Source organism: Mesorhizobium sp. M0293 (genome assembly GCF_040321735.1).
Classification (GTDB): Bacteria; Pseudomonadota; Alphaproteobacteria; order Rhizobiales; family Rhizobiaceae; genus Mesorhizobium.
Genome location: NZ_JAMYSA010000043.1, coordinates 1 through 26,802 on the forward strand (window position 1 = coordinate 1; position 26,802 = coordinate 26,802).

19 protein-coding genes and 3 pseudogenes are annotated in these 26,802 nt (G+C 60.9%); 15 read left to right on the forward strand and 7 right to left on the reverse strand.

The window, feature by feature from the left end:
• Nucleotides 1-118: 118 nt before the first annotated feature.
• Nucleotides 119-937, reverse strand: a complete 819-nt coding sequence (locus NKJ06_RS17675; protein ID WP_352810295.1) for an aldo/keto reductase — start codon at nucleotides 935-937, stop codon at nucleotides 119-121.
• Nucleotides 938-1,077: 140 nt separating this feature from the next.
• Here NKJ06_RS17675 and NKJ06_RS17680 point away from each other — a divergent pair, with 140 nt between their 5' ends.
• From NKJ06_RS17680 to NKJ06_RS17690, 3 genes are read left to right on the forward strand one after another with little or no spacing between them, the layout of a single operon-like run.
• Nucleotides 1,078-2,649 carry an acyl CoA:acetate/3-ketoacid CoA transferase gene (locus NKJ06_RS17680; protein WP_352810296.1) on the forward strand — a complete coding sequence of 524 codons (1,572 nt, stop codon included), beginning with the start codon at nucleotides 1,078-1,080 and terminating at the stop codon, nucleotides 2,647-2,649.
• Nucleotides 2,646-3,419 (forward strand): enoyl-CoA hydratase/isomerase family protein, encoded by a 774-nt coding sequence (locus NKJ06_RS17685; protein ID WP_352810297.1) that lies wholly within the window; start codon nucleotides 2,646-2,648, stop codon nucleotides 3,417-3,419. Before NKJ06_RS17680 ends, NKJ06_RS17685 begins: the two co-directional genes overlap by 4 nt.
• A gap of 40 nt (nucleotides 3,420-3,459) precedes the next feature.
• Nucleotides 3,460-4,719 carry a glycerate kinase type-2 family protein gene (locus tag NKJ06_RS17690; RefSeq protein ID WP_352810298.1) on the forward strand — a complete coding sequence of 420 codons (1,260 nt, stop codon included), beginning with the start codon at nucleotides 3,460-3,462 and terminating at the stop codon, nucleotides 4,717-4,719.
• Between the two features lie 42 nt (nucleotides 4,720-4,761).
• Here the strand turns inward: NKJ06_RS17690 and NKJ06_RS17695 are convergent, their stop codons facing one another.
• Entirely contained in the window at nucleotides 4,762-5,778 is a 1,017-nt protein-coding gene (locus tag NKJ06_RS17695) for an aldo/keto reductase (RefSeq protein WP_352810326.1), read from the reverse strand.
• Nucleotides 5,779-5,934: 156 nt separating this feature from the next.
• On the opposite strand from NKJ06_RS17695, the gene NKJ06_RS17700 reads away from it, so the two are divergent.
• The 7 genes and pseudogenes from NKJ06_RS17700 to NKJ06_RS17730 form a co-directional block, all read left to right on the forward strand.
• Nucleotides 5,935-7,077, forward strand: coding sequence for an acyl-CoA dehydrogenase family protein (locus NKJ06_RS17700; protein ID WP_352810299.1), 1,143 nt, complete (start codon nucleotides 5,935-5,937; stop codon nucleotides 7,075-7,077).
• Nucleotides 7,074-7,853, forward strand: a complete 780-nt coding sequence (locus NKJ06_RS17705) for a 3-ketoacyl-ACP reductase (RefSeq protein WP_352810300.1) — start codon at nucleotides 7,074-7,076, stop codon at nucleotides 7,851-7,853. Before NKJ06_RS17700 ends, NKJ06_RS17705 begins: the two co-directional genes overlap by 4 nt.
• Before the next feature lie 11 nt (nucleotides 7,854-7,864).
• Nucleotides 7,865-9,013: a dihydrodipicolinate synthase family protein gene (locus tag NKJ06_RS17710; protein ID WP_352810301.1), complete on the forward strand. Its 1,149-nt coding sequence runs from the start codon at nucleotides 7,865-7,867 to the stop codon at nucleotides 9,011-9,013.
• A gap of 3 nt (nucleotides 9,014-9,016) precedes the next feature.
• Nucleotides 9,017-9,874 carry a sugar phosphate isomerase/epimerase family protein gene (locus NKJ06_RS17715; protein ID WP_352810302.1) on the forward strand — a complete coding sequence of 286 codons (858 nt, stop codon included), beginning with the start codon at nucleotides 9,017-9,019 and terminating at the stop codon, nucleotides 9,872-9,874.
• 17 nt (nucleotides 9,875-9,891) lie between these two features.
• Nucleotides 9,892-10,656 (forward strand): electron transfer flavoprotein subunit beta/FixA family protein, encoded by a 765-nt coding sequence (locus NKJ06_RS17720; protein WP_352810303.1) that lies wholly within the window; start codon nucleotides 9,892-9,894, stop codon nucleotides 10,654-10,656.
• Between the two features lie 25 nt (nucleotides 10,657-10,681).
• Nucleotides 10,682-11,623 (forward strand): annotated as a pseudogene (locus NKJ06_RS17725) (electron transfer flavoprotein subunit alpha/FixB family protein).
• 19 nt (nucleotides 11,624-11,642) lie between these two features.
• A pseudogene (locus NKJ06_RS17730) lies at nucleotides 11,643-11,838 on the forward strand (electron transfer flavoprotein-ubiquinone oxidoreductase); the annotation flags it as partial.
• On the opposite strand, the pseudogene NKJ06_RS17735 reads toward NKJ06_RS17730, so the two are convergent.
• Nucleotides 11,814-12,816, reverse strand: a pseudogene (locus NKJ06_RS17735) (IS5 family transposase); the annotation flags it as partial. The pseudogenes NKJ06_RS17730 and NKJ06_RS17735 sit on opposite strands and share 25 nt — an antisense overlap.
• A 1,128-nt stretch (nucleotides 12,817-13,944) precedes the next feature.
• Here NKJ06_RS17735 and wecB point away from each other — a divergent pair.
• The 5 genes from wecB to NKJ06_RS17760 all read left to right on the forward strand — a co-directional run bounded on the left by wecB (nucleotide 13,945) and on the right by NKJ06_RS17760 (nucleotide 20,394).
• Nucleotides 13,945-15,087 (forward strand): non-hydrolyzing UDP-N-acetylglucosamine 2-epimerase, encoded by a 1,143-nt coding sequence (gene wecB, locus NKJ06_RS17740; RefSeq protein ID WP_352810304.1) that lies wholly within the window; start codon nucleotides 13,945-13,947, stop codon nucleotides 15,085-15,087.
• A gap of 109 nt (nucleotides 15,088-15,196) precedes the next feature.
• Complete coding sequence (locus NKJ06_RS17745) at nucleotides 15,197-15,949, forward strand: hypothetical protein (RefSeq protein WP_352810305.1); 753 nt, start codon at nucleotides 15,197-15,199, stop codon at nucleotides 15,947-15,949.
• Nucleotides 15,950-16,137: 188 nt separating this feature from the next.
• Nucleotides 16,138-16,956 carry an aldo/keto reductase gene (locus NKJ06_RS17750; RefSeq protein WP_352810306.1) on the forward strand — a complete coding sequence of 273 codons (819 nt, stop codon included), beginning with the start codon at nucleotides 16,138-16,140 and terminating at the stop codon, nucleotides 16,954-16,956.
• Between the two features lie 381 nt (nucleotides 16,957-17,337).
• On the forward strand, nucleotides 17,338-19,161 hold the full coding sequence (locus NKJ06_RS17755; RefSeq protein WP_502905630.1) for a helicase-related protein: 1,824 nt from the start codon (nucleotides 17,338-17,340) through the stop codon (nucleotides 19,159-19,161).
• 840 nt (nucleotides 19,162-20,001) lie between these two features.
• On the forward strand, nucleotides 20,002-20,394 hold the full coding sequence (locus NKJ06_RS17760) for a hypothetical protein (protein WP_352810309.1): 393 nt from the start codon (nucleotides 20,002-20,004) through the stop codon (nucleotides 20,392-20,394).
• A gap of 547 nt (nucleotides 20,395-20,941) precedes the next feature.
• Here NKJ06_RS17760 and NKJ06_RS17765 read toward each other — a convergent pair.
• From NKJ06_RS17765 to NKJ06_RS17780, 4 genes are all read right to left on the reverse strand, one after another.
• Nucleotides 20,942-23,761, reverse strand: coding sequence for a TM0106 family RecB-like putative nuclease (locus tag NKJ06_RS17765; protein ID WP_352810327.1), 2,820 nt, complete (start codon nucleotides 23,759-23,761; stop codon nucleotides 20,942-20,944).
• 385 nt (nucleotides 23,762-24,146) lie between these two features.
• Nucleotides 24,147-25,202 (reverse strand): 3'-5' exonuclease, encoded by a 1,056-nt coding sequence (locus NKJ06_RS17770; RefSeq protein WP_352810311.1) that lies wholly within the window; start codon nucleotides 25,200-25,202, stop codon nucleotides 24,147-24,149.
• 180 nt (nucleotides 25,203-25,382) lie between these two features.
• Nucleotides 25,383-25,673, reverse strand: a complete 291-nt coding sequence (locus NKJ06_RS17775; protein WP_352810312.1) for a hypothetical protein — start codon at nucleotides 25,671-25,673, stop codon at nucleotides 25,383-25,385.
• Between the two features lie 67 nt (nucleotides 25,674-25,740).
• Complete coding sequence (locus tag NKJ06_RS17780) at nucleotides 25,741-26,598, reverse strand: metallophosphoesterase (protein ID WP_352810313.1); 858 nt, start codon at nucleotides 26,596-26,598, stop codon at nucleotides 25,741-25,743.
• Nucleotides 26,599-26,802: the final 204 nt, after the last annotated feature.

Genomic DNA, 26,802 nt, shown 5'->3' on the forward strand with positions numbered 1-26,802 from the left:
ACACTCTCCTGGTTATCATCCCTGTCCGCAATCCGCCCGACCACTTCCACGCATTAGCCTCTTTGCGGCTCCGGCCTGTCGCCTGCTCGCGGCCGCCCCCCCGCCCCCCCCTGTGGCGTCAGTCCCATTGGGGGACCCAGGGCAGTTGCCCCGGCTTGGTAATGCGGTAACCGGTCGCGTTCAGGGCGTCGATCCTGTCCATGTCGATGGACGACAGCGTGAAATCCATGATGTCGAAATTCCCCCGGATGTTTTCCGGCTTGGTCGACATCGTGTTGAGCGGCACACCCTTCTGGAGAGTCCAGCGCAGCGCAACCTGTGCAGCAGATTTTCCGTAGGTTTTGCCGATCTCGGCGAACAGACGGTGCTTGAACACTTCGCCGCGGGCGATGGACGCGTAGGAGGAAAGCGGGATGCCCGTCTCCGATGCGGCGGCGAGGAGCTTCTGCTGGTTGACCAGCGGGTGAAACTCCACTTGGTTGGTGACGAGCGGTCCTTCGACCACGGCGCGCGCCACATTCATCATGCGTGCGGTATAGTTCGAGACGCCGATGGCGTCCGCAAGACCTCTGTCCCGGGCGGATTGCAGGAGGCGCAGGGATGGCGCGACTTCACCGTCTGCCGGCGGCCAGTGCAGGAGAAGCGCATCGACGCGATCGATCTGCAATGCCTTCAGGCTGGCCTCGACCGAGGGCAAGAATTTTTCTTCTGAATAGTTGTCCGGATGCACCTTCGTGGTAATGCAGAGCTCTTCCCGCGCGACGCCGCAGACTGCGAGTGCCGCACCCGTATCGGCCTCGTTGCCGTACATCTGCGCCGTATCGAACGCTCGGTAACCGGCGCCGATGGCGGCATCGATCGCGTGTCTGAGGTCGTCTCCCTTCAGCGGAAAGGTGCCGAAGCCGCGCTGAAAGCTCTTCTGGAAATAGATGTTCATGCCTCCTCCTTGGCTGTCTGGGAGCATCGATGGTGCCATGCGGGTCGACGCGAAAAAATCCTGCTTGTCTGATTGCCCAGGCCGTGTTTAATCTATAACTAGTTAGTTACTTAATGCAATGCGGAACGGAGGTGAAGTCGATGAAGAAGGTGAAGACAGCGGAGGAGGCGGCCCAACTCGTCAGGGATGGTGCGGTCGTTGCAGTCAACTCTTCGTCGGGCCTGTGTTGCCCTGACGCCGTTCTCAAGGCGCTAGGCGAACGCTTTGATCGCGAAGGCCATCCGCGCGGTCTCACCTCCATTCACCCGATCGCGGCCGGCGATTTCTTTGGCACCCGCGGCGTAGACCACATTGCCAAGCCGGGCATGCTGAAGAAGATCATCGGCGGCTCCTATCCCTCGGGGCCGAGCAATGCCGAGCCGCCGCTGGTCTGGCAGATGATCCTGAATGAGGAGCTCGCCGCCTGGAACGTGCCCTCCGGCATCGTCTTCGACATGCTCCGGGAGGGCGCCGCCAAGCGTCCGGGCGTGCTCACCAAGGTCGGCATGGAGACCTTCGTCGATCCCGATCAGGAAGGCTGCGCGATGAATGCGAGTGCGCGCGCCGAGCCGATCGTTCAGCGGGTTTCGTTCGCGGGAGAGGACTGGCTGCATTTCCCGGCGCTTCGCCCCGATGTTGCGATCATCCGCGCGACGACCTCCGACGAGAAGGGCAACCTCACCTTCGAGCACGAGGGTGCGACTCTCGGCGCTATGGAAATGGCGCTGGCCGGCCGCAATTCCGGCGGTCTGGTCATAGCGCAGGTCAAGCGGGTGGCGGCCAGCGGCACCCTGCGGCCCCATGACGTGCGCGTCCCCGGCATCCTCGTCGACGTCATCGTCGAGGCGCCCGATCAGTTGCAGACGACAGCGACGCCCTATGACCCGGCGATTTCCGGCGAGCTCTTCCGGCCGCTCGAAACCTTCCGCCTGCCGGCCCTCGATGTTGGCAAGGTCATCGCCCGCCGCGTGGCGCGGGAACTGCAGGATGGCTGGGCCGTCAATATCGGTTTCGGCATTTCGGCCAACGTGCCGCGCATCCTCATCGAGGAAGGGCATCACGGCAAAATTACATGGGTAATCGAGCAGGGTGCCGTCGGCGGCATACCGCTTCTCGATTTCAAATTCGGCTGTGCCTCCAACGCCGAGGCCTTCGTCGCCTCGCCCCATCAGTTCTGTTATTTCCAGGCTGGCGGCTTCGACTGCTCGCTCCTGTCCTTCCTGGAAATCGACGCCGAGGGCTCGGTCAATGTCAGCCGACTGGCGGCAACGCCACACCGCACCGCTGGCGCCGGCGGTTTTGTCGACATCACGTCGCGTGCGAAAAAAATCGTCTTCTCCGGCAATTTCAATGCAGGCGCCAAGATGCACATCGAGGACGGCCGGTTGGTGATCGACATGGAGGGCCGCATCGCCAAGTTCGTGCCGAAGGTCGATCAGGTCAGTTTTTCTGGCAAGCGCGCCCGCGCGCAGGGGCAGGAGATCACGTATGTCACGGAGCGCTGCGTAATAGAGCTTGATACGGACGGACTTGTCATAACCGAGATCGCCCCCGGCCTCGACCTCCAGCGCGATGTCCTCGACCAGGCGGCGACGCCGTTGCGCGTCTCGCAGACGCTCAAGGTGATGGACGATGCGCTATTCCGCGCTGGCACCATGGGGCTTGCGCTGTGAGCGATCCGCGCATCGAACTCCGCATCGAGGGCCACCTTGCGCGGCTCACCCTGCGCCGGCCGGAAAAGCTGAACGCGATCGACGAGGACATGGTCGATGCGCTGTTGCAGGCCTGCCGTACCATCGAGCGCTCGGATGCCCGGGTTGCGATCCTGTCGGGAGAGGGCGGCAGGTCCTTTTGCGCGGGGGGCGATATCGAGGCGTGGAGCAGCCTCGACGCCGACACGTTCTCGCGCCGCTGGCTGCGCGACGGACACGGCGCCCTCGATGCGCTGGCCCGCCTCACGGTTCCACTGATCGCGGTGCTGAACGGCCACGCGCTCGGCGGCGGGCTGGAGCTTGCTGCCTGCGCGGACCTGCGCATCGCCGAAGCGCATGTGAAGATCGGCCAGCCGGAGGCCGGCCTCGGCATCATTCCCGGCTGGTCCGGCACGCAGCGGGCATCGCGCCGCTTCGGCACGCAGCTTGTCCGCCGCATGGCGCTTTTTGGCGAAGTCTACTCTGCTAAGCAGGCTTTCGCGTTCGGGCTCGTCGATCAGGTCGTGGCGACGGGCGAGGGTGGCGCCGCCGCAGAGGCCGCCGCAGCGCGTGTGCTGAAGCGGTCTCCAAGGGCGACAGAATTGACGAAGATGCTGATCAATGCCGCCGAGCACGAGGAAAGTGAACGGGTCGTGGAGGCCTTGGCTGGCGCGGTGGCGGCTGCATCCGAAGATCTCACGGAAGGGCTGGCGGCCCACAGGCAGAAGCGGCCGGCGCGTTTCGACAGATAGCTTTCGGTCATCCCATACTCCTGATCCGTTTGGCGGTCTCATGAAGCCTGAAGACAAAGACTTTCTCGCAGAACTCTTTCGCGCAGCGATCGAAGCCGCGGTTCCCGAAAAGGCCTTGAGCACATATCTGCCGACCCGACCCAAAGGAAAGACCGTCGTCATCGGCGCGGGCAAGGGCGCCGCGCAGCTTGGCGCGGCTTTCGAAAGGCTGTGGGATGGCCCGCTGGAAGGTGTTGTGGTGACGCGTTATGGCTATTCGGCGGCCTGCCAGAGGATCCGTGTGCTGGAGGCTGCCCATCCCGTTCCGGATGTTGCGGGGCTTGAAGCGTCTCAAGCGCTTTTCGACGAGGTAAAGGGGCTTGGTGAGAATGATCTCGTCGTGGCACTGATCTGTGGCGGCGGGTCCGCCCTGCTCCCAGCCCCGCCCGGCGATCTCACGCTGAAGGATGAAGCCGCCCTAAACAGCGCGCTGCTGGCGAGCGGTGCGCCGATTTCCGTCATGAACGCTATTCGCAAGCAGGTCTCCGGCATTAAGGGTGGGCGGCTCGCCGCCGCATGTCATCCTGCAAGGGTTGTGACGCTCGTTGTCTCCGATGTGCCTGGCGACGACCCGGCGCAGGTCGCCAGTGGACCGACCGTGCCGGATGCAAGCAATCGCAAAGAGGCGCGCGCACTGGTCAAGACATGGGGTGTCAAGCTGCCCGAGCGGATCCAGGCTTGGCTTGATGAAGACGTGGGACAGCCGCCATCGCCTCATGACCCAGCCTTTGCTGGTCATGAGGTCCACATCATCGCTTGTGCACGCCTCTCACTGGAGGCTGCCGCGCAACGGTCGGAGGCGCTCGGCGTGCCCGCCGTCATTCTATCGGACTGCATCGAGGGGGAGGCACGCGACGTCGGGCGTGTTCACGCCGCTATCGCTCGCGAGGTCGCCAGCCGTGACCGCCCGTTCTTGCGTCCCGTCGTCATCCTCTCGGGCGGTGAAACGACGGTGACGATCAAGGGACGTGGCAAGGGTGGACGCAACACGGAGTTTTTGTTGTCGCTCGCGCTCGCAGGCGAAGGTGTGCCGTTTGCAGCACTTGCCGCCGATACGGATGGTATCGATGGCTCAGAGGACAATGCGGGGGCCTTTGCCGACGGCGCCAGCATGGGGCGCCTGCGCGAACTGGGGGCGGATCCTGCCGCACTGCTTGCCGGCAACGACGCCTGGACGGCGTTTCATCGTTTGGGCGACCTGTTCGTGCCCGGCCCGACAGGAACCAATGTCAATGACTTCAGGGCAATCCTGATCCGTTAGAGGTTGCCCGCGCCGCTTGTTGCAGCGCGGGCTGATGCGAGCTCAGCCCGGAACGGGTGCGTCCTCGCGCAACAGGCGCTGCCTCTTGAGATCCGCCCAGAACTCTGCCGGGATCGGATGGGAGAACCAGGCAAGGTTCTGGTCAAGCTGTTCGACCGTGCGCGTGCCCGCCATGAAAGAGGGTACGGCAGGATGGGCGAGCACGAATTGCAGTGCGGCGGCGGCCAGCGGCACGCCATGCGCCGCACAGACCGCCTCGATCTTCGCGACCTTTTCCAGGATGTCGCGCGGCGCCGGCGCGTAATTGTACTTCGCCCCTTCCTTCGCGCCGGTGGCAAGGATTCCCGAATTGAAGCCGCCGCCCACGACGACCGCCGCGCCACGTGCCTCGCACAGCGGAAGGAACGCGTCGAGCGCATCCTGTTCGAGGAGGGTGTAGCGGCCGGCCAGCAGGAAGCAGTCGAAATCGTGACGGCGGAGGGCCTCATGGCAGACCTGCCATTCGTTGACGCCGACGCCGATCGCCTTCACGACCTTTTCCGAGCGCAGCCGCTCCAGCGCGCGCCAGGCGCCGTCCATCGCCTGCTCGAATACTTCCGGCTGCTCGCTCCCGCGTGTGAAAACGTCGATGTCATGGATGAAGCACATGTCCATCCGCTCCAACCCCAGACGCTGGAGGCTGTCCTCGAAGGCGCGCATCGTGCCATCGTAGCTGTAGTCGAAATGGATGGTGAAGGGCGCAGCATTCGTCCACGGCGCAAAGTTGATGGTGTCGCGCCGTGCCGGGCGCAGCAGGCGGCCGACCTTGGAGGACAGGACGAAATCGTCGCGGTTTTTCCAGCGCAGGGCATGGCCGGTGCGCAGTTCGGCAAGGCCGTGGCCATACATCGGCGCGGTGTCGAAGAAGCGCACGCCGGCGGCCCATGCGCGTTCGAACATAGCCCCGGATGTGGCTTCGTCGATCTCGTGGAAAATGTTGCCGAGGGGCGCGGTCCCAAAGCCGAACGTCGTGACGTCAAGTTCTGTTCGGCCGAATTTCCTCTTTTCGCCAGGGTGCATGGTTCTCCTCCATAAGTAACCAGATGGTGAATAAATAAGCACGGACCAAACGCCTGTGCAAGCAGCTTCCTTCTCGGTCACAGATTTTTCCGCCTTGACGTCTTGCGACCGGAGAATGTATATAACCGGATAGTTACTATGCGAGAGGCGAGGGCCATGTATCTCACTGAAACGCAGGAGCAGGTGCGAGAGATGGCGCGCGCCTTTGCCGACGAAATGATCCGGCCCTTGGCCGAGGAACTGGACCGCGAGGAACGCTTCCCGGCGGCTCTTTACGACGAAATGGCAAAGCTCGGCCTGTTCGGCATAGGTGTGCCGGAGGCCCTCGGCGGTCCCGGCTTCGACACGCTCACTTATGCGCTTGTGATGGAGGAGCTGAGCCGCGGCTATGCTTCCGTCGCCGACCAATGCGGCCTGATCGAACTCATATCGACCCTGCTGGTCCGCCACGGAACGGAAAGCCAGCAGACGATGCTGTCGGATATTCTCGGCATGCGCTCGAAGGTCGCCTACTGCATCACCGAGCCGGAGGCGGGCACTGATGTTTCGGGTATCCGCACGACGGCCGAGCGCGACGGCGACGGCTGGCGTTTGAACGGCGGCAAGATCTGGATCCACAATGCGCCGGTGGCCGACTACGGTTTCGTGCTGGCGCGAACCGACAAGCAAGCCGGCAATCGCGGCATGTCGATCTTCATCGTCGACCTGCATGCGGCCGGCGTCGAGAAGGGGCCGAAGGAGCACAAGATGGGCCAGCGCGCCAGCCAGGTCGGCGCGCTGAACTTCACCGATGTGCGCCTTCGGGCAGATGCCCTGCTCGGCACCGAGGGGCGCGGTTTCCACATGATGATGTCAGTCCTCGACAAGGGGCGCGTCGGCATTGCGTCACTCGCCGTCGGTATCGCACAGGCCGGCCTGGAGGCCGCCCTCGACTATGCCGGGACGCGCAAACAGTTCGGCAAGGCGATCGCCGACTTCCAGGGCGTGCAATGGCTTCTGGCCGACATGGCGAAGGACATCGAGGCCGCACGCCTGCTCGTCCACTCTGCCGCTTCGAAAATCGACAGCGGCGCGGACGCGACCAAAGCCTGCTCCATCGCCAAGTGCTTTGCCAGCGACATGGCTGTGCAGCGTACCGCCGATGCCGTGCAGGTCTTTGGCGGCTCCGGCTATATCCGCGGCTTCGAGGTGGAGCGGCTCTACCGCGATGCAAAGATCACGCAGATCTATGAAGGCACGAACCAGATCCAGCGCATGATCATCGCGCGCGAACTCTTGAAGAAAGGCGCTAGAGCATGAGCGCCGCGTCCGCCCGGCCGGTCGCGCTCGTCACCGGCTCCTCGCGCGGCATCGGGCTTGCCGTTGCTGAAGCTTTGGCGAAGGAAGGATTTGCGGTCGCCGTCAACGGGCCGGCTGAGGACGCCGAACTTGCCGCCGCGGTCGAGCGCGTCGCCGCCCAAGGCGTCCCCGTCGCCGCCGCCGCGTTCGATGTCGCTGCGATCGGCGGTCACGGTGCGGCGATCGATGCGGTCGAGGAAAAACTCGGACCGCTTACCACCCTCGTCAACAATGCCGGTGTCGGCGTGCTCAAGCGCGGAGACATGATGGAGGTCTCGGAAGAGAGCTGGGACCGGTGCTTTGCCGTCAACACGAAGGCCATGTTCTTCCTGAGCCAGGCCTTCGCGCGTCGTCTTCTTGCACGCGCGCGGCCGCCGCTCTTCCATTCGATCGTCAATGTCACCTCGTCGAATGCAGTTGCTGTGGCGGAGCATCGTTCTGAGTATTGTGCCTCGAAGGCCGCTGCCGCCATGGTGTCAAAAACGCTTGCCGTCCGGCTCGGGCGGGAGAACATCGCCGTCTACGACGTTCAGCCCGGCCTGATCGCCACCGAGATGACCGCGCCTGTGATCGAGGCCTATCGCGAACGGGCAGCCCAGGGACTCACGCTCTTCCCGCGTGTTGGTGAACCGGACGAGGTTGGCACATTGATCGCGTCGCTGGCGACGGGCCGGCTCCCCTACACAACCGGACTGTCGATCGCGGCCGATGCCGGCATGCTCGTCCCGCGTTTCTGAGGTTACTTTCCATGAAAATCGCCCTTCCCGATGCTACCGGCCATTCCACCGACTACGCCCTCTCCGGAAAGCCAATCGCCGCCGCCACACTTGGCAAGAACCCGGCCCGCGTCGTCTATTCCGCCGCTCACGTCGTGGCTGATCCTTTTACCGCCAATGATCCCTCGGGCCGCACCACGGTCGATTGGGCGAAGACGATGGAGTTTCGCCGCTACCTGGCCGGTCTCGGTCTCGGTATTGCCGAGGCGATGGATACGGCGCAGCGCGGCATGGGTCTCGATTGGCCCGGAGCGCTGGAGCTGATCCGCCGCACGCGCGAGGAGCTGCCGGACGCGCTCGTCGCCAATGGCTGCGGCACGGATCATCTCGACCCCGCGACGGCGACGAGCATTGACGACGTACGCCGGGCCTACCTGGAGCAGGCGGAAGCTATCCAGAAGCTTGGCGGCCGGCTCATCCTCATGGCCTCCCGCGCCCTGGTGCGGGTCGCCATGAAGCCTGACGACTACGTCAAGGTTTATTCCGATGTGCTTTCCGCCTGTGATGAGCCGGTAATCCTGCACTGGCTTGGCGATATGTTCGATCCGCAGCTCGCCGGTTATTGGGGTAATGCCGATTTTGATCCGGCGATGCAGAGGGCGCTTGCCGTCATCGAAGAGAACGCGGCCAAGGTCGATGGCATCAAGATTTCCCTCCTCGACAAGGAGAAGGAGATCGTCATGCGCCGCCGCCTGCCGGCCGGCGTGAAAATGTATACGGGCGACGACTTCAATTATCCCGAGCTCATCGAGGGCGACAGCGACGGATTTTCGCATGCTCTACTCGGCATTTTCGATCCGCTCGCCCCTGCCGCGGCCTATGCGGTGGAGCGGCTGGGCGAGGGCGACACGGCAGCCTTTCGCGCAACGCTCGATCCGACCGTACCGCTCGCTCGCCTGATCTTCCGCGCGCCCACGCAATACTACAAGACCGGTGTCGTCTTCCTCGCCTGGCTGAACGGCTTCCAGGATCACTTCGTGATGCTGAACGGCGCCCAGGCGATGCGGCCGCTGCCGTATTTCGTCGAGGTGTTCCGTCAGGCGGACCAGTGCGGCCTGCTGCGCGATCCCGACCGCGCCGTCGAGCGCATGAAGAAGTTGCTCGCTCTTTACGGGGCGTAGGCGATGCGCGATTTCTCGACCGACCATTCGGCGCTCGCGCTCAACACCGCTAGCCTCGGACACAACTTGGATGGCCACGGTGCAGGCTGGTCCCCGGAGCGGGTGATCGATGCCTGCGCGGCGCGCGGCTTCGGCTCCGTCGTCTTCTGGCGCCGCGAAATCGGTTCGCGGGCGGTGGAGATCGGCGAGCGGGCGCGGGCAACAGGGCTTTCCGTCGCCGGGCTTTGCCGCACGCCGTTTCTCGTCGGCACCGATGCCGTCGACGAGGCAGCGGTTCTCGACGAGGCAAAGGCCTCCATCGACATGGCCGCCGGCCTCGGCGCTGCGGTGCTGACGATCGTCGTCGGCGGCGTACATCCCGACACCAAGGGGACGACCGAGAGCCTGAAGATCGTGACCGATCGCGTCGCCGCGCTTGCGCCCTATGCGGCGGAACGCAATGTCAAACTGGCGCTGGAGCCCCTCAATCCCGTCTACGCCGGGAACCGCTCCTGCCTGACGACCGTTCGGGACGCCGTGGATATCTGCGAGGCAGTCGATGCGCCGAACCTGGGCGTCGCCGTCGATGTCTATCATGTCTGGTGGGACAGCGGCCTTGACGCTCAGTTGCAGCGCGCCGGCAAGGACAGGATTTTCGGCTACCACCTCTGCGACTGGCTTGCCGACACGCGCGACGTGCTGCTCGACCGCGGCATGATGGGCGACGGCGTTGCCGACCTCAGGGCGATCCGCGCCGGCGTTGAAGGCGCGGGATATGCCGGGCCTTGCGAGGTCGAAATCTTTTCCGCGAACAACTGGTGGAAGCGTGACCCCGGTGAGGTGCTTGACGTCATGATCGAGCGTTTCCACTCTCTCTGCTGACGAATTTGAGTTTAGCCATGAAGATCCTGGTGCCAGTCAAGCGTGTTGTTGACTACAACGTGAAGATCCGCGTTAAGGCGGACGGCTCGGGTGTCGAGCTTTCGAACGTGAAAATGTCGATGAACCCGTTCGACGAAATCTCCGTGGAAGAGGCGCTGCGGCTGAAGGAAGCGGGCAAGGCTGCGGAAGTGGTCGTCGTGTCGATCGGCCCTGCCAAGGCGGAGGAGACGCTGAGGACGGCGCTGGCCATGGGCGCGGACCGGGCAGTGCTGGTCGAGACGGAGGATGCCGTGGAGCCGCTGGCCGTGGCGAAGATCCTCAAGGGTGTAACCGAGGCCGAACAGCCGGGTCTCGTCATCGTCGGCAAGCAGGCGATCGACGACGACTCGAACCAGACCGGCCAGATGCTCTCGGCTTTGCTCGGCTGGGCGCAGGCGACGTTCGCCTCGAAGGTCGAGATCGGCGACGGCAAGGCGCCAGAAGGCACAGCAAGGGTGACGCGCGAAGCCGACGGTGGCCTGCAGACCATCGACGTCAGGCTCCCGGCGGTGGTCACCACCGACCTTCGCCTCAACGAGCCGCGCTATGCCTCGCTGCCGAACATCATGAAGGCGAAGAAGAAGCCGCTGGACAAGAAGTCGCCGGCCGACTTCGGCGTCGACACTTCGCCGCGGCTGAAAAGCCTGAAGACGGAAGAGCCGTACGGACGCAAGGCCGGCATCAAGGTCAAGTCGGTCGCCGAGCTCGTCGAGAAGCTGAAGAGCGAAGCCGGCGTCCTCTAAGGTTTAAGGAAAGTAAGAACTCATCATGGCCATTTTGCTTCTGGCTGACCACGACATGACCTAGCTTTCCGACCAGACGGCGAAGGCGCTGACGGTGGCGACCAAGATCGCCAGTGGGGCTGGAGCCGACGTGCATGTGCTCGTTGCCGGTTCGAACGTCCAGGTGATCGCCGAACAGGCGGCGAAGCTTTCCGGTGTCGCCAAGGTGCTCGTTGCCGAGGATCAAAGCCTAGCCAACAATCTCGCCGAGCCGCTGGCAGCGCTGATCGTCTCGCTCGCCGGCTCTTATGACACGCTGGTTGCCGCCGCCACCTCGGTCGGCAAGAACGTCATGCCGCGCGTCGCCGCCCTCCTGGACGTCGCCCAGGCCTCGGAGATCATCAAGGTGATTGCGCCGGACACCTTCAAGCGGCCGATCTATGCCGGCAACGCCATCCAGACGGTGCAGACGACCGACGCCAAGAAGGTCATCACCGTGCGCACCGCCTCCTTCCAGGCGGCGTCCGAGGGTGGCGCGGCAGCGGTCGAGACGGTCAAGGCGGCGGCCAATCCGGGCCTGTCCTCCTTCGTCGAGAACAAGCTTTCCGAAACCGACCGTCCGGAACTGACCTCGGCCAAGATCATCATTTCGGGTGGTCGCGCGCTGGGCTCGGCGGAAAAATTCCAGGAGGTCATCCTGCCGGTCGCCGACAAGCTCGGCGCGGCCGTCGGCGCCTCCCGCGCGGCGGTCGATGCCGGCTATGCGCCCAACGACTGGCAGGTCGGCCAGACCGGCAAGGTGGTCGCCCCCGACCTCTACATCGCCTGCGGCATCTCCGGCGCCATCCAGCACTTGGCCGGCATGAAGGATTCCAAGGTGATCGTCGCCTTCAACAAGGACGAGGAGGCGCCGATCTTCCAGGTCGCCGACTACGGCCTCGTCGCCGACCTCTTCAACGTCCTGCCAGAACTCGAAAAGGCGCTGTAGAATCGATGATGACGAGGCTATGGATTTGAGGGAACGGGAGTCGATGGAAATCGAGTGGTGATTGTCCGGGCGGCTCCGGCGGGGCTCGCCGCTGCAACCTAAAGCAGGTCGATCCGGAACTCTCGGGGGTCGTCCTGGAGAAGGGCACCGAAGTCGGCGCGCATATCCTCTCGGGTGCCGTTGTCTATCCCTTGGTCCTGGCGCGGGCGATGCCGATGTGCGCACGAACAGGCCCATCCTGGATTTCTGCTGCGCGAAGACGTGTTCGACGAATGCGCGGGTTTTCGATCTCCGCCCATTGGCCCGCGACGTCGCCTCGCTCATCGGCCGACCCTTCGGTTTCTTCTGGTGGATGTCAGAGACGTAGCCGTTCTTTTCCAGCCACTCCTCGTTCTTTTTCGAGCGATAGGCCGTGTCGGCCCACACCGTCGAGCCGGTGTTGCCGCGGTTGAGCACATTGCGAAGCTGCGCGCCGTCATAGGCCGCCGCGCTCGTGACGTTCCATCCCCGGATGAAGCCATGCCGGCGATCGATCGAGGCATGGTTCTTATAGCCGAAGGCGGGAATGGCGATGTCGCGTTGCTGCGCCTTTCCCTCTTCGGCGACCTTGGCTTTCGAGAACTTCACCGTCCAGCGTGCATCGCGGTCCTTCTGGCGCAGCTTCGCGGGCTTGTTCTTCCACTCGTCCGGAACCTTGCCTGCCTTTATGTCAGTCTTCTCGGCGTCGGTGTTGCGCTGCTTGGGCGCCGCCACGATGGTGGCATCGACGATCTGCCCGCCCATCGCCAGGTAGCCGGCCTTGCCGAGGTGCTTGTCGAAACGGGCGAACAGGTTGTCCACCGCGCCGGCCTGTGTGAGATGCTCCCGGAACAGCCAGATCGTCTTGGCGTCCGGCACCCTGTCTCCGAGACCCAGCCCGAGGAAGCGCATGAAGGATAGTCGGTCCTGGATCTGGAACTCGGCCTGGTCGTCAGACAGGCCGTAGAGCGCCTGCAGAACCATGATCTTGAACATCATCACCGGATCGTAAGGCGGCCGGCCACCCTTCGCGCCATCGGAGCGCTTCAGCGCCTTGCCCAGCGGCTTGCGGAAAACCTCCCACGGCACCACCGCATTCAGCTTCTCCAGCGGATCGCCTCGCTCAGCCGGACATATCGCTCGTCAATGTCCCAGAAACCAGCCTGTCCCCGCATCCACTGCCTCCGTGCAAGTCAACGCGTCGAGTGAATCAAAATCCGGTTCCAAAGGCGAGGTATTTCGAACTGTCCAAATGAAGAAGCAGAGGGATCGCGGTGCCAACGGCCAGGATGAATGGTATTGCGATTCCAATCATGACGGCGATGCAGCGTGCCCGCTGTTTTCTCGTTGAGCGTCCGGTTACACGTTGCTTCTCTGCGAGTTCTTTTAGGTACTCCTCAACAACATCTTTCGCTTGATAGTGAGGCCCGATTGCCGAGACCAAAACTCGGGGCCCGCGGCCAGGAAGGTTAATTGCCGTCCTGGACATAGCGCGGAGACAGAAGAGTGCCCCGACAGCTAGCCAACATGCAGAGACAACCATTGATCACGGAAATGATGGTTAGTCTCTGTTGCGATAGACCATCATCGGGTTACCTCGTTCCGAGAGTTCTCATTCTGTCAGCCTGAAATCCCCTTTCGCTTTTCGACCGAAAAGCCAATCCAGAACCCCACAGCCATTCTCCGCCAATGACTGCCGGACGGTGGTGGGCGATCAGGGAAAGAGTCAAGAGTCAGCGACGCTTTGAGGGGCGGTCCAACGCCAGCGTGGACCGACGCGGCCAATTTTTTTCTTCGTCGCACCATATCCGCGCCGTCTGTCGGTTTTGTCGGGTCCGTGACACACAGTCTTGTTTAGCCGATCTTTTGTTCCTTTGGCTAAATAGCTGTAAAGCAATCACAAAGTTTTTTCTTCAGCTCGATCAGCCAAATTGGCACGAGTTTTGTATCTCATCCTTGAGGAGGGCGGCAGCAACTGCCGACCAGCATTGATGGCGCGATTAGCCGCGATGGATGAAACAAAGGAAGGAGATCTGCGTCAGATCGGGTTCTATGGGAAGGGCACATCGCCAAGTCCACCAGAAAGCGACGCTCGCATTCCAGTCGACCTTGGCTAGAGGATTCTCGTCGTCCGCTGTGATTGGCCAAGACGTGGTTCACTTCGGCCCTGGTGGATCGCCCCCCTATAGCCCCCTATGCAATTCCTTGGCAACTGCGGTCTCCGGCAACCCCCCAAAGCAACGCAGGCACGGCGTATCAGTGTTTAGCAGAGAGCGCCCTCAGATTCATTTGGAGAGACGATCATGCCCAAAGTGGCATTCATTTTCGGTACTCGTCCTGAGGCGATTAAATGCGCCCCAGTCATCAACGCAATGAAGATCGACCGCAGGTTCGAGCCACTCGTTGTTTCCACGGGGCAGCATCGAGAGATGCTGGATATCACTTTAGCGGAATTCGGTATTCAACCGGACATCGAACTAAACGTCATGCAACCTCGCCAGAGCTTGTCGCAGGTCACACATCGAATACTGGAAAGGCTCTCGGGGCAAATAGAACAATGGGGAATGGACGCGGTGATCGTTCATGGCGATACCGCGAGCACCCTGGCAGGCGCCCTGGCCGCCTTCCAGCACCGTATCCCCATCATCCATCTCGAGGCGGGCTTACGCAGCGGCAACATTGCATCACCATATCCAGAGGAGGCCAATCGGCGCCTCGTCGCCCAGATAACGGATCTCCACCTGGCGCCGACTATCCGGAGCAGCGAGAACCTTATCCGCGAAGGTGCCCGTGAGGATCGTGTCACGGTCACCGGCAACACGGTCGTCGATGCACTTCACTGGGCGGCCGAAAATGCTCCCGCCTTCGCCGAGCCCGCACTTGCCGACCTCAAGAACGATACGCGGCGAATCCTGGTCGCCTCAGCACATCGACGCGAGTCGTGGGGCGCACCGATGCACGAGATCGCAAGAGCTCTGGTGCAGCTATCGTCCCAGGAGAACGTGCGTGTCATCATCCCATTGCACCAGAACCTGGCAGTGCGCGAAGTCATGTTGCCCTATCTGAGCAACCAGGCGAATATTACGGTGGTGGATCCGCTACCGTACCGGAATTTCTGCAGCCTTATGCTGCGCTCGGACATCATCATCTCGGACAGCAGCGGCGCAGAGGAAGAAGGCCCTTCACTCGGCAAACCGACGCTTGTTTTAAGAGACATCACCGAGCGGCCGGAGGCTGTCGAAGCTGGCACGGCACGCCTTGTGGGCTGCAGCACCGCCCGCATTGTGAGTGAAGCGACCCGACTGCTGCGCGATCCGGACGAATATTCACGAATGGCCCAGCCTGTGGACGCATACGGCGATGGAAAGGCGACAACTCGGGTTATCGGTGCAATCGCGAGATATTTCGCTGCACAGACCGCAGGCGAGGCGCGGCTGGCCAGCTGATGGGCATCAGATGTCAGCGGCGTGGCGCGCACCGACCTTTGGATTTCGCTGCGATCCACGCGCCCACCACGAACACCACCATGTCCCTTCGGACTGACCGGACCGGGCGATGATGACAAGAGAGAAGCTCATGGCTAGGAGTAACAACCGGCGAGATCTCAATTTCTCCAACGCTGTTGTTGCCGCGGAACTGATTGAGGGCGCTTCGTCATTCGCACTTCACGGGCGCAATATCGTCTTCAACATCGGTGATACCGTCGTTGAGATTGCTGGCACGCCTCGGCAAAGAATCCAGCCATTGTCATCGACCACGCTCATCGACGCGGTCATCGAGAACGCACAGGCAATGATTGTGATCCGCGTTCGCGAGACAGAAGGCGCCAAAGACTGGGCGAGCACTCTAGGGTGGCCGCGATATGCGGAGACCATCACCGATCCGACCGCGGAAATTCTCGGACTGCCGCTCTACCGCTCACCGCAGGACGACCTTACTGAAATTCGTCTGAGCGGTGCAGCGGCAATGCTCGCCGGGAGCCCGGAGACAGAGGGCATGACTTTTGCCGCGAAAGCCAATCTTTGGTTTGCTCCGGAAGCGACGGACTGCCTGATCCACAATCTGCATCCATTCATCGAGACCCATGTACAGATCATGGGAGTGGGACGGATGCAGAAGTTTCAGACGCAGCAGCGGGAGACACTTACCGAAGAAATCCTGATGGCTCCGGGCTTCGCCCAGCCATTCTTCGATTGTACAAGCGATAGCATTGGCGGGTTTCTCTACCCATGGCATCAGTATTACGCGGATACGGATTGCATATGGCTGGCTTTGGAGCTTCATCCGTTCGCTGGATCGCATGATTGACATCTGCTCCATCCACAACGGAGGTTGACCACTGCATTGATGAAAGGACGTCATTCGGAGAATGGCCGTGGCAGAGAGGAAGCTGATCGAGTCGATCGATCGCGCCGTGGGCTGAGACAGCACCCATCTATATCTATATCAGTTCATCGTGCACACGGTTCGCTACGGCTCTGGGAAAGGAGAGGAAAATGTCGATCTGCTTTCGGCCGGGATATGAGCGTTCGTTTGGAACATATCCGCTCAAGGGCGAGGATTTGGAGAAGGCATTTGCCGCTGCGTACGAGGTCGGCTATCGATCATTCGACACAGCTCAACTGTACGGAAACGAGGCCGACTTGGGCGCGGCCATCCGCCGGACTAACGTCTCGACAGACGACCTTCTCATCACCACGAAAGTGCACCCTGAGAACTACACCGAGGAACAGTTCCTGAAATCGGTGGAGGCGAGTCTGGACGCTCTTGGCGTGTCGCAGGTCACCCTTCTGCTCCTTCATTGGCCGGATCCGTCCGGGGACAATCGCAAGTCTCTCTCCCTACTTCGGGGCGCGAAGCGCAAGGGACTCGCGACCGAGATCGGCGTCTCTAATTTCACGGCCTCAATGATGCGGGACGCGCAATCCTTCCTCAATGGTGAAATCGGGATCAACCAGGTTGAATTCCACCCGCTTCTCGACCAGGCAATTCTGCTCGACATGTCCTTTCAGACGGGTGTTCCGCTGGCTTCGTTCGCTTCGGTCGCGAGGGGGGAGGTTTTCAAATATCCGCAATTTGGCCAGATCGGCAAAACCTACGGAAAGTCGGCTGCGCAGGTGGTGTTGAGGTGGATTCTGCAGAAAGGCGTCGCCGTCAATACAATGTCAACCAAGCCGGAAAACATGCGGTCGAACTTCGACGTCATGGACTTCGTTCTATCTAGCGTCGACATGAAGCGGATCGACGCTCTCACGCGCACGAACTTCAGATGCGTGGACAAGAAGAAGGTGCCGTGGACGCCGGAATGGGATTGACCGATTGCTGAGTATGCCATGAGTAACCGCTCTCTGCTTCCTGTGTCTCTGCGAAATGCTCCCTGCTACCATCCACGGACGCGATCGATACTTCGAAAATTGTGGGATGGTGAAGAATACAAACTCGACCTCGGGCACCCTGCAGCCACGAATGCGTTTTGATTCCCCGACGTGCTCATAGGACCATCTGCAAGCGCTCGACCTGACCGTTGCAACCAAAAAATCAATGGGGCGGAGACGCCGCATACGCAACGGCCGTTGTCAGGAGATTGCCCTGCGGGAAGGGCCGAACGAAAAGTCGACGCTCCAGATTCGGGGCGACATGACGACAGGGTTCACTGAGCGCGCCCCGACTACACTAGACGTCGTCAGTTCGTTCTTTTGACCGAGGCAATGCTACTCCGCCACCCGGGTGACGCGAAGGCGATGTTGGCTTCGCTGGACTTCATTGTCATCGATGAATTGCATGCTTTCCTCAATGGACCTCGGGGGCTGCACCTTGCGAGCCTTCTCCGTCGGCTGGATGATTTGGCCGTGAAGCCGGCGAGGCGTATCGGTCTCTCGGCCACGATCGGCGACCTTTCCGTCGCCGCGCTCTGGCTCCGGCCTGAGAACCCTTCTTCTGTAGTGATCGTCGAATCCGCAGCCGATTCACCGGAGCTCCGTCTTCAGGTTAGGGCGTACGCCGATTCCGAGGAGGTCGAAGACTCCGATGGCCTTGAGAACGAAGAAGGGACCCCAACCGCCCTCGATCTGATTGCCGACCATGTCTTTGCGAACTTGCGGGGATCCAACAATCTTGCCTTCGCCGGATCGAGAAAGCGTGTCGAAGCGTTGGCCGATCGACTCCGCATCCGGTCCGAAAGGGCGGCCGTGCCGAATGAATTCTTCCCGCATCACGGTAGCTTATCGAAGGAACTTAGAGAGGAGCTGGAGGATCGGCTGAAGAAAGGCGATGTTCCTACCACGGGCGTGGCGACGACGACGCTCGAGCTTGGGATTGACATCGGTTCGGTCAAATCGGTGGCGCAGATCGGCGCGCCACGGTCGTTGGCGTCACTGCGCCAGCGGCTTGGGCGTAGCGGGCGCCGGCGTGGCATCCCGGCCGTTCTCCGGATCTATGTGCGTGAGCGAAGCCTCGCCGCGGATTCCGATCCTCTAGATCAGCTGAGATTGGAGACGGTGCGGGCAACTGCCTCGGTCCGTCTCCTGATTGAACGGTTCGTCGAGCCTCCGTCCATAACCAGCGCCACCGCGACTGTAGCGCTTCACCAAACGCTTTCGATGATTGTTCAGGAAGGCGGCGCGCGTGCTGACAGATTGTTCCGATTGCTATGCGGTGCCGGGCCGTTGTCCGCGCTCGACAAGACTGACTACGTGGAGCTTCTCCGGTCGATGGCGTCGCCAGAACAAGGGCTGATCGAGCAGGCGCCAGACGGCACGATCATGCTTGGCGAGATCGGTGAAAGGCTCACGGGCGCGCGCGATTTCTACGCCATTTTCTCGACGGACGAGGAATGGAGGCTGGTCTCCGGAGGGCGCACGTTAGGGACGATCCCTGTCTCCAATCCAGTGGGGACCGGCGCAGTAATTTCGTTCGCGGGGCAGCGGTGGCGCATCGTCACGGTGGACGATCGGGGAAAAGTGATCGAAGTCGAAAGGCACCGATCCGGAAAGATCCCGAAATTCGACGCCCTTATGAACGAACCGATTCACGACCGGCTCGCGGCCGAGATGCAGGCGGTTCTGTCGTCAATGGAAACCCCCGCCTATCTGGATGTGGCCGCAATCGATTTCCTTGAGCAAGGAAGGGCGGCTTACAAACTGCTGGGGCTGGATGATTCCCAATTTCTGCAGGCAGGCAAGGACACCCATATCCTCACATGGAGAGGTACGGACGCGAATTCGGTTTTGGCCTTCGCTCTCGTTTCGGCAGGCTTGGAATGCGTGGTTCTCGACGTCGGCGTCACGGTCCTTGAGACGACGCCCGATGAAGCTGCCGCAATCCTTCGGCAGGTTGCCGAGCGGCCGCCGGACATTGAATCGATCGCGGGTTTCGTGGAGAACCTTAGGACTGCGAAATTCGACGAGATGGTGCCGGAAACCTTGCTGCGGCGGCTGTGGGCGAGGGCGCATTCAAGAATCGGAGAAGACCTTGGGATGATGGCAGGGGAAGTGCTCGTGTCCAGGAATTCAAGCTTTTAACCGATTGCAAGCATGCAAAGAAAAGACGCCCACACAATCCGACTCGCTTGCTGAGGTCGCCAGCGTGCTGGTGGCCCGATATACACCTTGACCGCTCTGTCGGCATTGGCCGAAGTGCGTGCCGCAAATGGACAGACCGAGAGGCCCGCGACCCTGCTGGGGTTGAGCAACACCTCTGCCTCTCCACGATGCGATGAAACTGTAAGGATATCGCCTTTGTAAATGACCGCCCTCGCCAGCACGGGACGGGGCACACGTATCCCACGATGACCCTGCGCAAAACCTTCCGCCACGGCCATGTCTGTTGTCCAAGAGATTCCTTTGACACGGGCGCGCGAACAGCCTCGATAGACCGTCACCTGCTCCGGCAGGGCGGAATAGAATTGCTTATCCTCGCATCCTAGGAACTCTCCACAATGGCGAGCCCTCTCCAATTGCTGGATGGCTCTCCGTCCGTGTTCCCACGTGACATCGCAGCTTGACCAAACTTGATGGAAAATCGACCAGAAAACCGCCGGCTCTTCGAGATTGGCCAAGCCATCCAGCAGATCGAGCAGGCCAGCGAAACGGGTTGTCGAAGAGTACCGCCGGAAGAGGTGGCGTACCATGCGGGAGGATTTCTTTCGACGCAAAGGGTTCGCTGCAATTCGTATCGCCGATACGGGCTTCCTCAGCCGGCCCGAGCGAGTAAGTCCAGAATGTCCGGGCCAGCCCTTCCTCCGCAAGGATTCGGTTGATCTCAATTCGGTGTCCACAATGGGCTGACGATGGGTTGAACAGTTTTCTTGTCGGTTGCACCGATTCCCTCTCTTGTGTTGATGGCTTGGAACGAGGGTGGATATGGCACCGGATCACAAGAATATTCAGCAGGCTACGCTGAAATTACTCGAGCGTTTCGTGATGTGCGGTGATCTCGTGGGTTTGAGGCGCTGGATCGCGGTGCGATCTCGCTTCTTCGAGGAGGCAGATGCCACCATGAGTCAGGCGTGGCGTCGAATTGAGGCTTGTTGCGACGCCATGCTTGAATTCGAGGACGAGCATGGCGTCGGCAGCTGTCTAGACCTTGAACATCACGGCATCATTGAGTGCATCGAGCTAGGGCTGAAGGACATATCCCAGATCATGGTGGAGAACGCCCGTCGTCGACAAGCTTCAGGGGTGAAGTCCAATGCTTGGACAGACAGTCTCAACAAGTGCATCGAGCGAGGCGAACTTCTGTACGTCGCCATCTGAGTCGACAGCGAAGTACTGTACCGGGATCTCACGACCTCCGACTGCCATGGCTGTGTCGCCCAACGCCATCGTTTCAACTATGTCCACTATCTCGCTGACGGCTGTGCGATGCTCCAAATCAGCAAGGATCCCCTGTACCGAATTTCGGCCATCGGCGTCGTATCCTGAAACGATCCTTCCATCGGGAGTTCGAGCCCAATAAAATATTCGAGATGAGCTCGAAGCTCCGAGAGACCGCTGAACGCCGAAGACCATAAACGATGCATCGGGTACCAGTTCCAAGACGATAGCTGATCTCATTCGCCGTCCGCATCCTCGCCATCTTGAAAGCTTCGCTTGGACCAACGAAACACAGCCGTCAACGAGAAATCCCATCTGCAGCACCGAGTCCTGGACAACAATGCTGTTCGCCGACAGGATTGCACGCACGCATATTGGCGGGGCCGCTAGCGGGAAAGCTATCCGGGCGTTTGCACTGCAAAAAGGCTCGGGCCGAAGCCGGGAATGCTGGCACAGCGAGTAGAGAGCTCATCGGCGGGGCAGTCATTCAATTCTGCTGTGACCCCGGCAGCTGAATCAACGAGCACATCTCGAGATATCGGCAGAACGCATTGGCAAGCTGTATCTGTCGTGGCGTCCTGCATTCCGCTTCGAACACCTGGGGTGAAGCTACGAGAATCGACAGGCATTTGGCCCGTGACGTTGCTACGTTGAAGCGATTAAGGCTGTAAAGGAAATCCATGCCTCGCGGAGCGTCTGCGTGAGTTGAAGTCGCCATCGAATAAATCGCAATCGGCGCCTCCTGACCCTGAAATTTATCGACCGTGCCGACTCTGGCGCTGGGCAGGTGCTGCTGGATTTCGAAGACCTGCGCGTTGTAGGGCGTGATGATTAGAATATCATCTGGCGTGATTGGAGCCTCTTTCCCGTCCCGATCGACCCAATGCGTGTTCGACTGCAGGATGTGGTTCACGAGGTCGCGGATGACGACAGCTTCTTCCGGGGAGGAGTTCTGATTTCCGCTGTGGCTGACCGGGATGTGCCGCAGGCCGGACCCTCGTATCGGACCGCTTGATATGATCTGGCCGTCAAGGCCGTCCCGTGATTTCAGCTTGCCTTCGTAGAATAGCTCCGACGTGAACGCGCACAGGTCGGGGTGGAGCCGCCAGGTCTCTTCGAGAAACAGGCCTTGCCCGGCGGCGATCGTTTTCCCGCCAGCGAGAATGTGATTCAGCGCCGACACGTCGGTTCCATCCGGATGGCTTCCCTGCATCGGTTGATCCAGCTGCTGAGGATCGCCAAGCAGAACAACCGTGTGTGCTGCCTGCGAAACCGCCAGCACATTTGCGAGGGACATTTGTGCCGCTTCGTCCACGACGAGAACGTCGACAGATGCAAACGCGTCGGCCCGTGACCAGAGAAAGCTCGTTCCTCCGGCGACCTTGCACGACCCGCTCAACGCTCCATACACGTCGGCATTGTTCTTCGCGAAGACCAAGCGGTGCTGATTGGCCTCCACCGCTTTCGGCTTCACGATGCACGTCAGGTCGACGTCTAGTTCGTCAGCTGCCTCGATGACCTTGTCGATCAGGTTCCTGATGACCTTGTGGCTGTTTGCGGTGATCCCGACGGTCTTACCTTCGCGAACAAGCGCGCATACCATCCGCGCACCGGTGAACGATTTACCAGTGCCCGGAGGGCCTTGTATGGGGAAGATGCCGCCACCGAAAAGCGTGGCAACCCGCATCGCCGCGGCCAAGGTTGTTTCCCCATCGGTCTTGATCGGCTCGCCGCGCAGACGCGGTGGCTGGCGCAACAGCAGATCACGCGCCGCGCAATATGGCCCGTCGCCAGCGAGCCCATGGTCCGCCACGTATTCGCCGATGCGCACGAGGGAATTCGCCTGTTCTTCAGAGCCGAAATTCTTGGAGCCGTAGATCGCCTGCGGATGAACACCGACGGACTTGCCTGTCTTTTTGATGTCGATCGTGCGGTTCTGCTGCGATAGTGCAACGGCAGCTCCAATCTTGTCGCCGCCGACATTGTGGAGGTCGTCCTCGACGCGAATGTCTGTTTCCTGCGGAATGAATGAATAACGGTGCGTCGGCAGATTTCCGGCCCCGGGAACCTCGCCCACAAAGGTGAGGCCTGACAGGCCGCTCCGTTCATCCATCAGCTCATCGGCCGATAGATCGCGAAGGCGAAAAAACTCCCACCACGAAGCCTTTGCTTCGCGCCGATGCCAATCGAGAATGTTGGCGAGTATCCATCGCGCGTGCTGTTCCTCGCCGCGTTCCTCCGGATCGGCGGGCACGTCCGCGGTTAGCCGCGCGATCAGCGGCCCGATCTTTGCGAGCCAGGCCGTGACGTTTTCGCTCGCTGTTTCGTCGCCAGGCTGCGGCCGGGCAATGATTTCACCAGCAGCGATCGCCTGTGAGCGGAGCATTTCCAGCCAGTCACGGAGAAACTGCGTTGATTCGCAGTCGTCGCGATTGTAGCTCTCGACCACCGATCGGTCTTCTTCGCGAATTTTGTCCGGATGTCCGAGTTCCAGGCTCGACTGGAGACTCAGCAGTGCAACGTTTGCATCCTGAAGAGCTGTCTCGCGCGTGAAGCCATAAAATGGTTCCAGCCTTTTGATCGAATAGCTTTCAACGCTGGCGCGAAGGCCGTTGCGGACAACGCTGTAAAGATCGACGAACAGCTTCGACCTCAGCATGTTGTCGAATTCTTCCTCACGCGTTGCGTAGCGGCCCATCAGTCGTTTCAGAGCCCCAGGCTCGTAAGGTGCGTAGTGGTAGACGTGCAGTTCCGGATAAGCCTCCCGACGCTTCGTTACGAAGTCTATGAACGCTTCGAACGCCAGCTTCTCGTCGGCGCGGGTGAAAGCCCAATCTCCGACGTATGTCCATTCGCCCGCTTCATTTCTGAAATGATATCCAAAGAGGTACTCGAGCCCGTGTTCGCCGACGAACGGGTCGCCTTCGAGGTCAAGGAAGACATCTCCGTCCGAGGGTTCCGAAAGGCAAGACAGTCCGAAGCCTGCTTCGACAGGAAGGAGCTCGAAACCGAGGTTGCCGCTGGCTCTCGCCTCCACCTGCAACCGCGCTTGCTCACGGACGCGCTCGTAGGAATGAGCCGAACCGCGCTCGGGCTTCCATTGCAAGGGCAGGGGCATGGCGGCTAGCGATTCCATCGCGCCAACGCCACGGGTTTTCAACTCGTTGATCTGCACCTTGGATATCCCGGCCACGAGACACAGGTGATCGTCGGCTCGGCGCCGCTTGTTGTGACGAAACGGATGTACGGCGTCGCGACAACGTTGGGAAACGTCCAGAAAGGGGGCAGCGGGAACGGTCGTCAGTATGGTGACATCGTCGAAAGACGAAACCGGGTGCTTTCGAGATCCCGAATTCCAGGTCGTGTCGACTCACGTCGCCAAACGCGGATGACCGCCAGTAGCGAAAACGTGCCGCCTCGCCCCATCCACCATACGTCCGATTTCGGGGCGCGCGAAGGGGACGCCCTACGGCCGGAATGAGGCGCATTTCTGCCGTGCTGTCATAAGTCCTCCGATCACCGTAGCGGATCAATCCATGGCGTTCGTTGGCACTTAGCGAGGCGAACTTCTCGTCGGTACGTTGACGGCCTTTACCGCGGCTATAGGCCCGTTTCTCTGCGGGCTCGACCAAAGCAATAACGCTCGCGCTGTTTTCCTGGCATGTGCCCTTCTGCTCCCCGGACGCAGGCCTTCAGCGCCTGGCTCTCAAGAAGGCTTCGGTGATCCGGGCGATAGCCAGCCTCTCATGCTCTGTACCTTTTCCGTCCGCATAGGTTACGAACTTCAGCCAATACCCGAGGCTGTCAAGCGCCGACGCGTCGCCGACAATCTGTCTGGCGGCAACGTCAACCATCTCCGGGGACGGCTCAATCTCGGAAAGAGCCGCGGCTGTGTCATTCTGAAGGATAGGATCGGGAGGAATCGCCAGCCGGTCCATTGTCGCTCCAACCATGGCCGCAAGTGCATCGATCTCGGGATCGACGATCCCATCCGATCTTGCGATCCACATCATCAACACGGCTGTCGCACGCGTGGCGGTCATCAGCTTCGATCTGATCTCGATTGAAATGACTGGAGCAGGGATTGGCTTCTCCAGTATGATTGTCGCGCTAGGCGTTGGTGTCGTTCTTCGCTTGCGGCGCGGCAGGGCACCATCCGGCAAGGGAGGGGCCTCTCTGAGGTTTGTCGGCATATAGGCTGGCATTGCGCCGGCGGATGGCCGGGGAAGGCCCTGGAGCCACAGGAAGACCTCCATGGCCATCCATGCGTCCTCAAACGCTCCATGCGTCTTGCCCGCCCGAGCCATGCCGATTTGGGCCAGCACGGCGTTGAGCCCGGAGCGCCCGCCGATCTTCTGGCGAAAATCCTGCATGGTGCAGAAGAATGGCAGCCTGGAGAGCGACGCTCCGGCTAGCTCAAATTCGGCTTCGACAAAACGTTGATCAAAACTGGCATTGTGAGCAGCGATCACTCCGCTCTCCTCAAATAGCTGCCTAATGTCGGCAGCGTGCATGTCGAAGGGATCTTGATGTCTCAGAAGCCAATCGGAATAACCGTGAACCTCTTCGGCGCGAGGATGACTTTTCCTGCCGGGATCGAAGATATAGTGCCCCAGCTGTAGATCGAGTTTTCCGGAAGGTAACGAGGCCGTTCTAAGCTGCACTAGACCGAGGCTGACAACACGATCGGAGCTGAAAAACCCTGTCGTCTCTACATCAACGAACAGCAGGCGCTCTGGTAGCTGCATAATCTGGTCCCCCGCTCGGGAGCATCAGGGAAATCACCGAATGGTGCAAGTCATCCCTTCAGCGCCGGCTGCCGACGATCGATGGGGTCACCTTCGGACGGTATTTGATTTGTCGGTCGCATGGCAGACGGGCCGAAAGGCCGGATGCCTCTCGGGGCGATGCCAACAGTCCGAATGGTTCTAGTGGTCTTCCCTCTCCACCTCGACAACGACCAGATCGTCGGCCTCTTCATCGTACTCGTAGGCAATTCCGTCCAGTCTGACCCCGCCCTCGTCTGGCGGCAGGGCCGCCGCTCCGTCAGCATGGTCTTCACATGCGACGTATAACATTCGCTTGTCGCGAAGACTTCCCGGCTTGCCGCAAGTCTCACAATATCGGTAGGAGCGCGAATCTGCGAGTACCTCTGCCTTGTCCAGCGCAAGCCTAATCTCGGGGGTGACAATGCCCGCTGCCGTAGCATCGATCCTCAAGCTCCCGTATTTCTCGTAAACCCGATCGAGGCTCAGTCGAGCGCCCGCAGGTAACGCCTGGGCTATCTCACCGAAATATTGATCCAGAACCCGTTCCCACCCGACTCCGCACTGAAATGTCATCGTCGTCGGAATGAGGTCCGGATATTTCGCTTTCAGCCGGAAAAAATCGGTCATTCGTCTGCCTGCCCCGCGCGACCTCGATGCTTCCGCCCGAAGCCGTAGCAAACAGGAAGTGAAGGTTCCGTTCATCGGCGGATATCGCCAGACAGGTTAGTCTGCCAGAGGCATAGGCACCCGTGTCTATGGCGATCCGGCATGGCCTCGAGTCTGGCATGCTGTCCGACGTCGGGGTGTGGCCGTGCACGATGATGTGCGACAGCTGCCCCTCATGATCGAGGAACCTGTCCCGGATCATCATTAAGTCCTTTGGGGCCTGGTCGCCGATGGAACGGGTAGGATCGATTCCTGCGTGAACATAAGCGAAGCGATCGTCGACGACGATCGGTGAGGCATCTTTCAGCGCCTGCAGGTGGCTAGCGTGGTCTGCTCGAAACCTGTCGGCTGCGTCCCGGATGCTGCCAGCAGACAGGAGGCCATAGGACTCCATAGTCTGGTAGCCGCCGATCCGCCGCACCCATCTCCCGAACCTATCCTCGTCAACCTGGTCGGCGGTCATGAAGTCTAGGAAGTAGGCGTCGTGGTTGCCCCGGATCAGCCGTGACCGCGGCCACCGGGCGAGGGTGTCGCAAACGAGATCCATCGCTTCACGGCTGCAGGGACCGCGGTCGACGATATCGCCGAGGAACAGCACTCGAGGTTCGGCACCGGACGCATCTGCATCTCCTGCGATCGCGGCTAGCAAGGATTCGAGAAGATCGGCACGGCCGTGAACATCCCCGATAGCGTAGGTGGCATGGGCCAAGCGTTGTTCCTTTCGGGACACGCCTACTGGCAGGTCATTGGTTTTCTCTTAAATCGGCTTTGATAAGGCGATCTAGATCGCGCTTTTCTGCGGTCACGCAGTGCAGAGCCGTGTTCCAGTCGTGCTGGAGCGCCTTGCCGCAGAATGATCTATGCCTTTTCTTGTCGACATTCCCAGGGGTGCGAGTGCAGCTGAGTCAGGCGA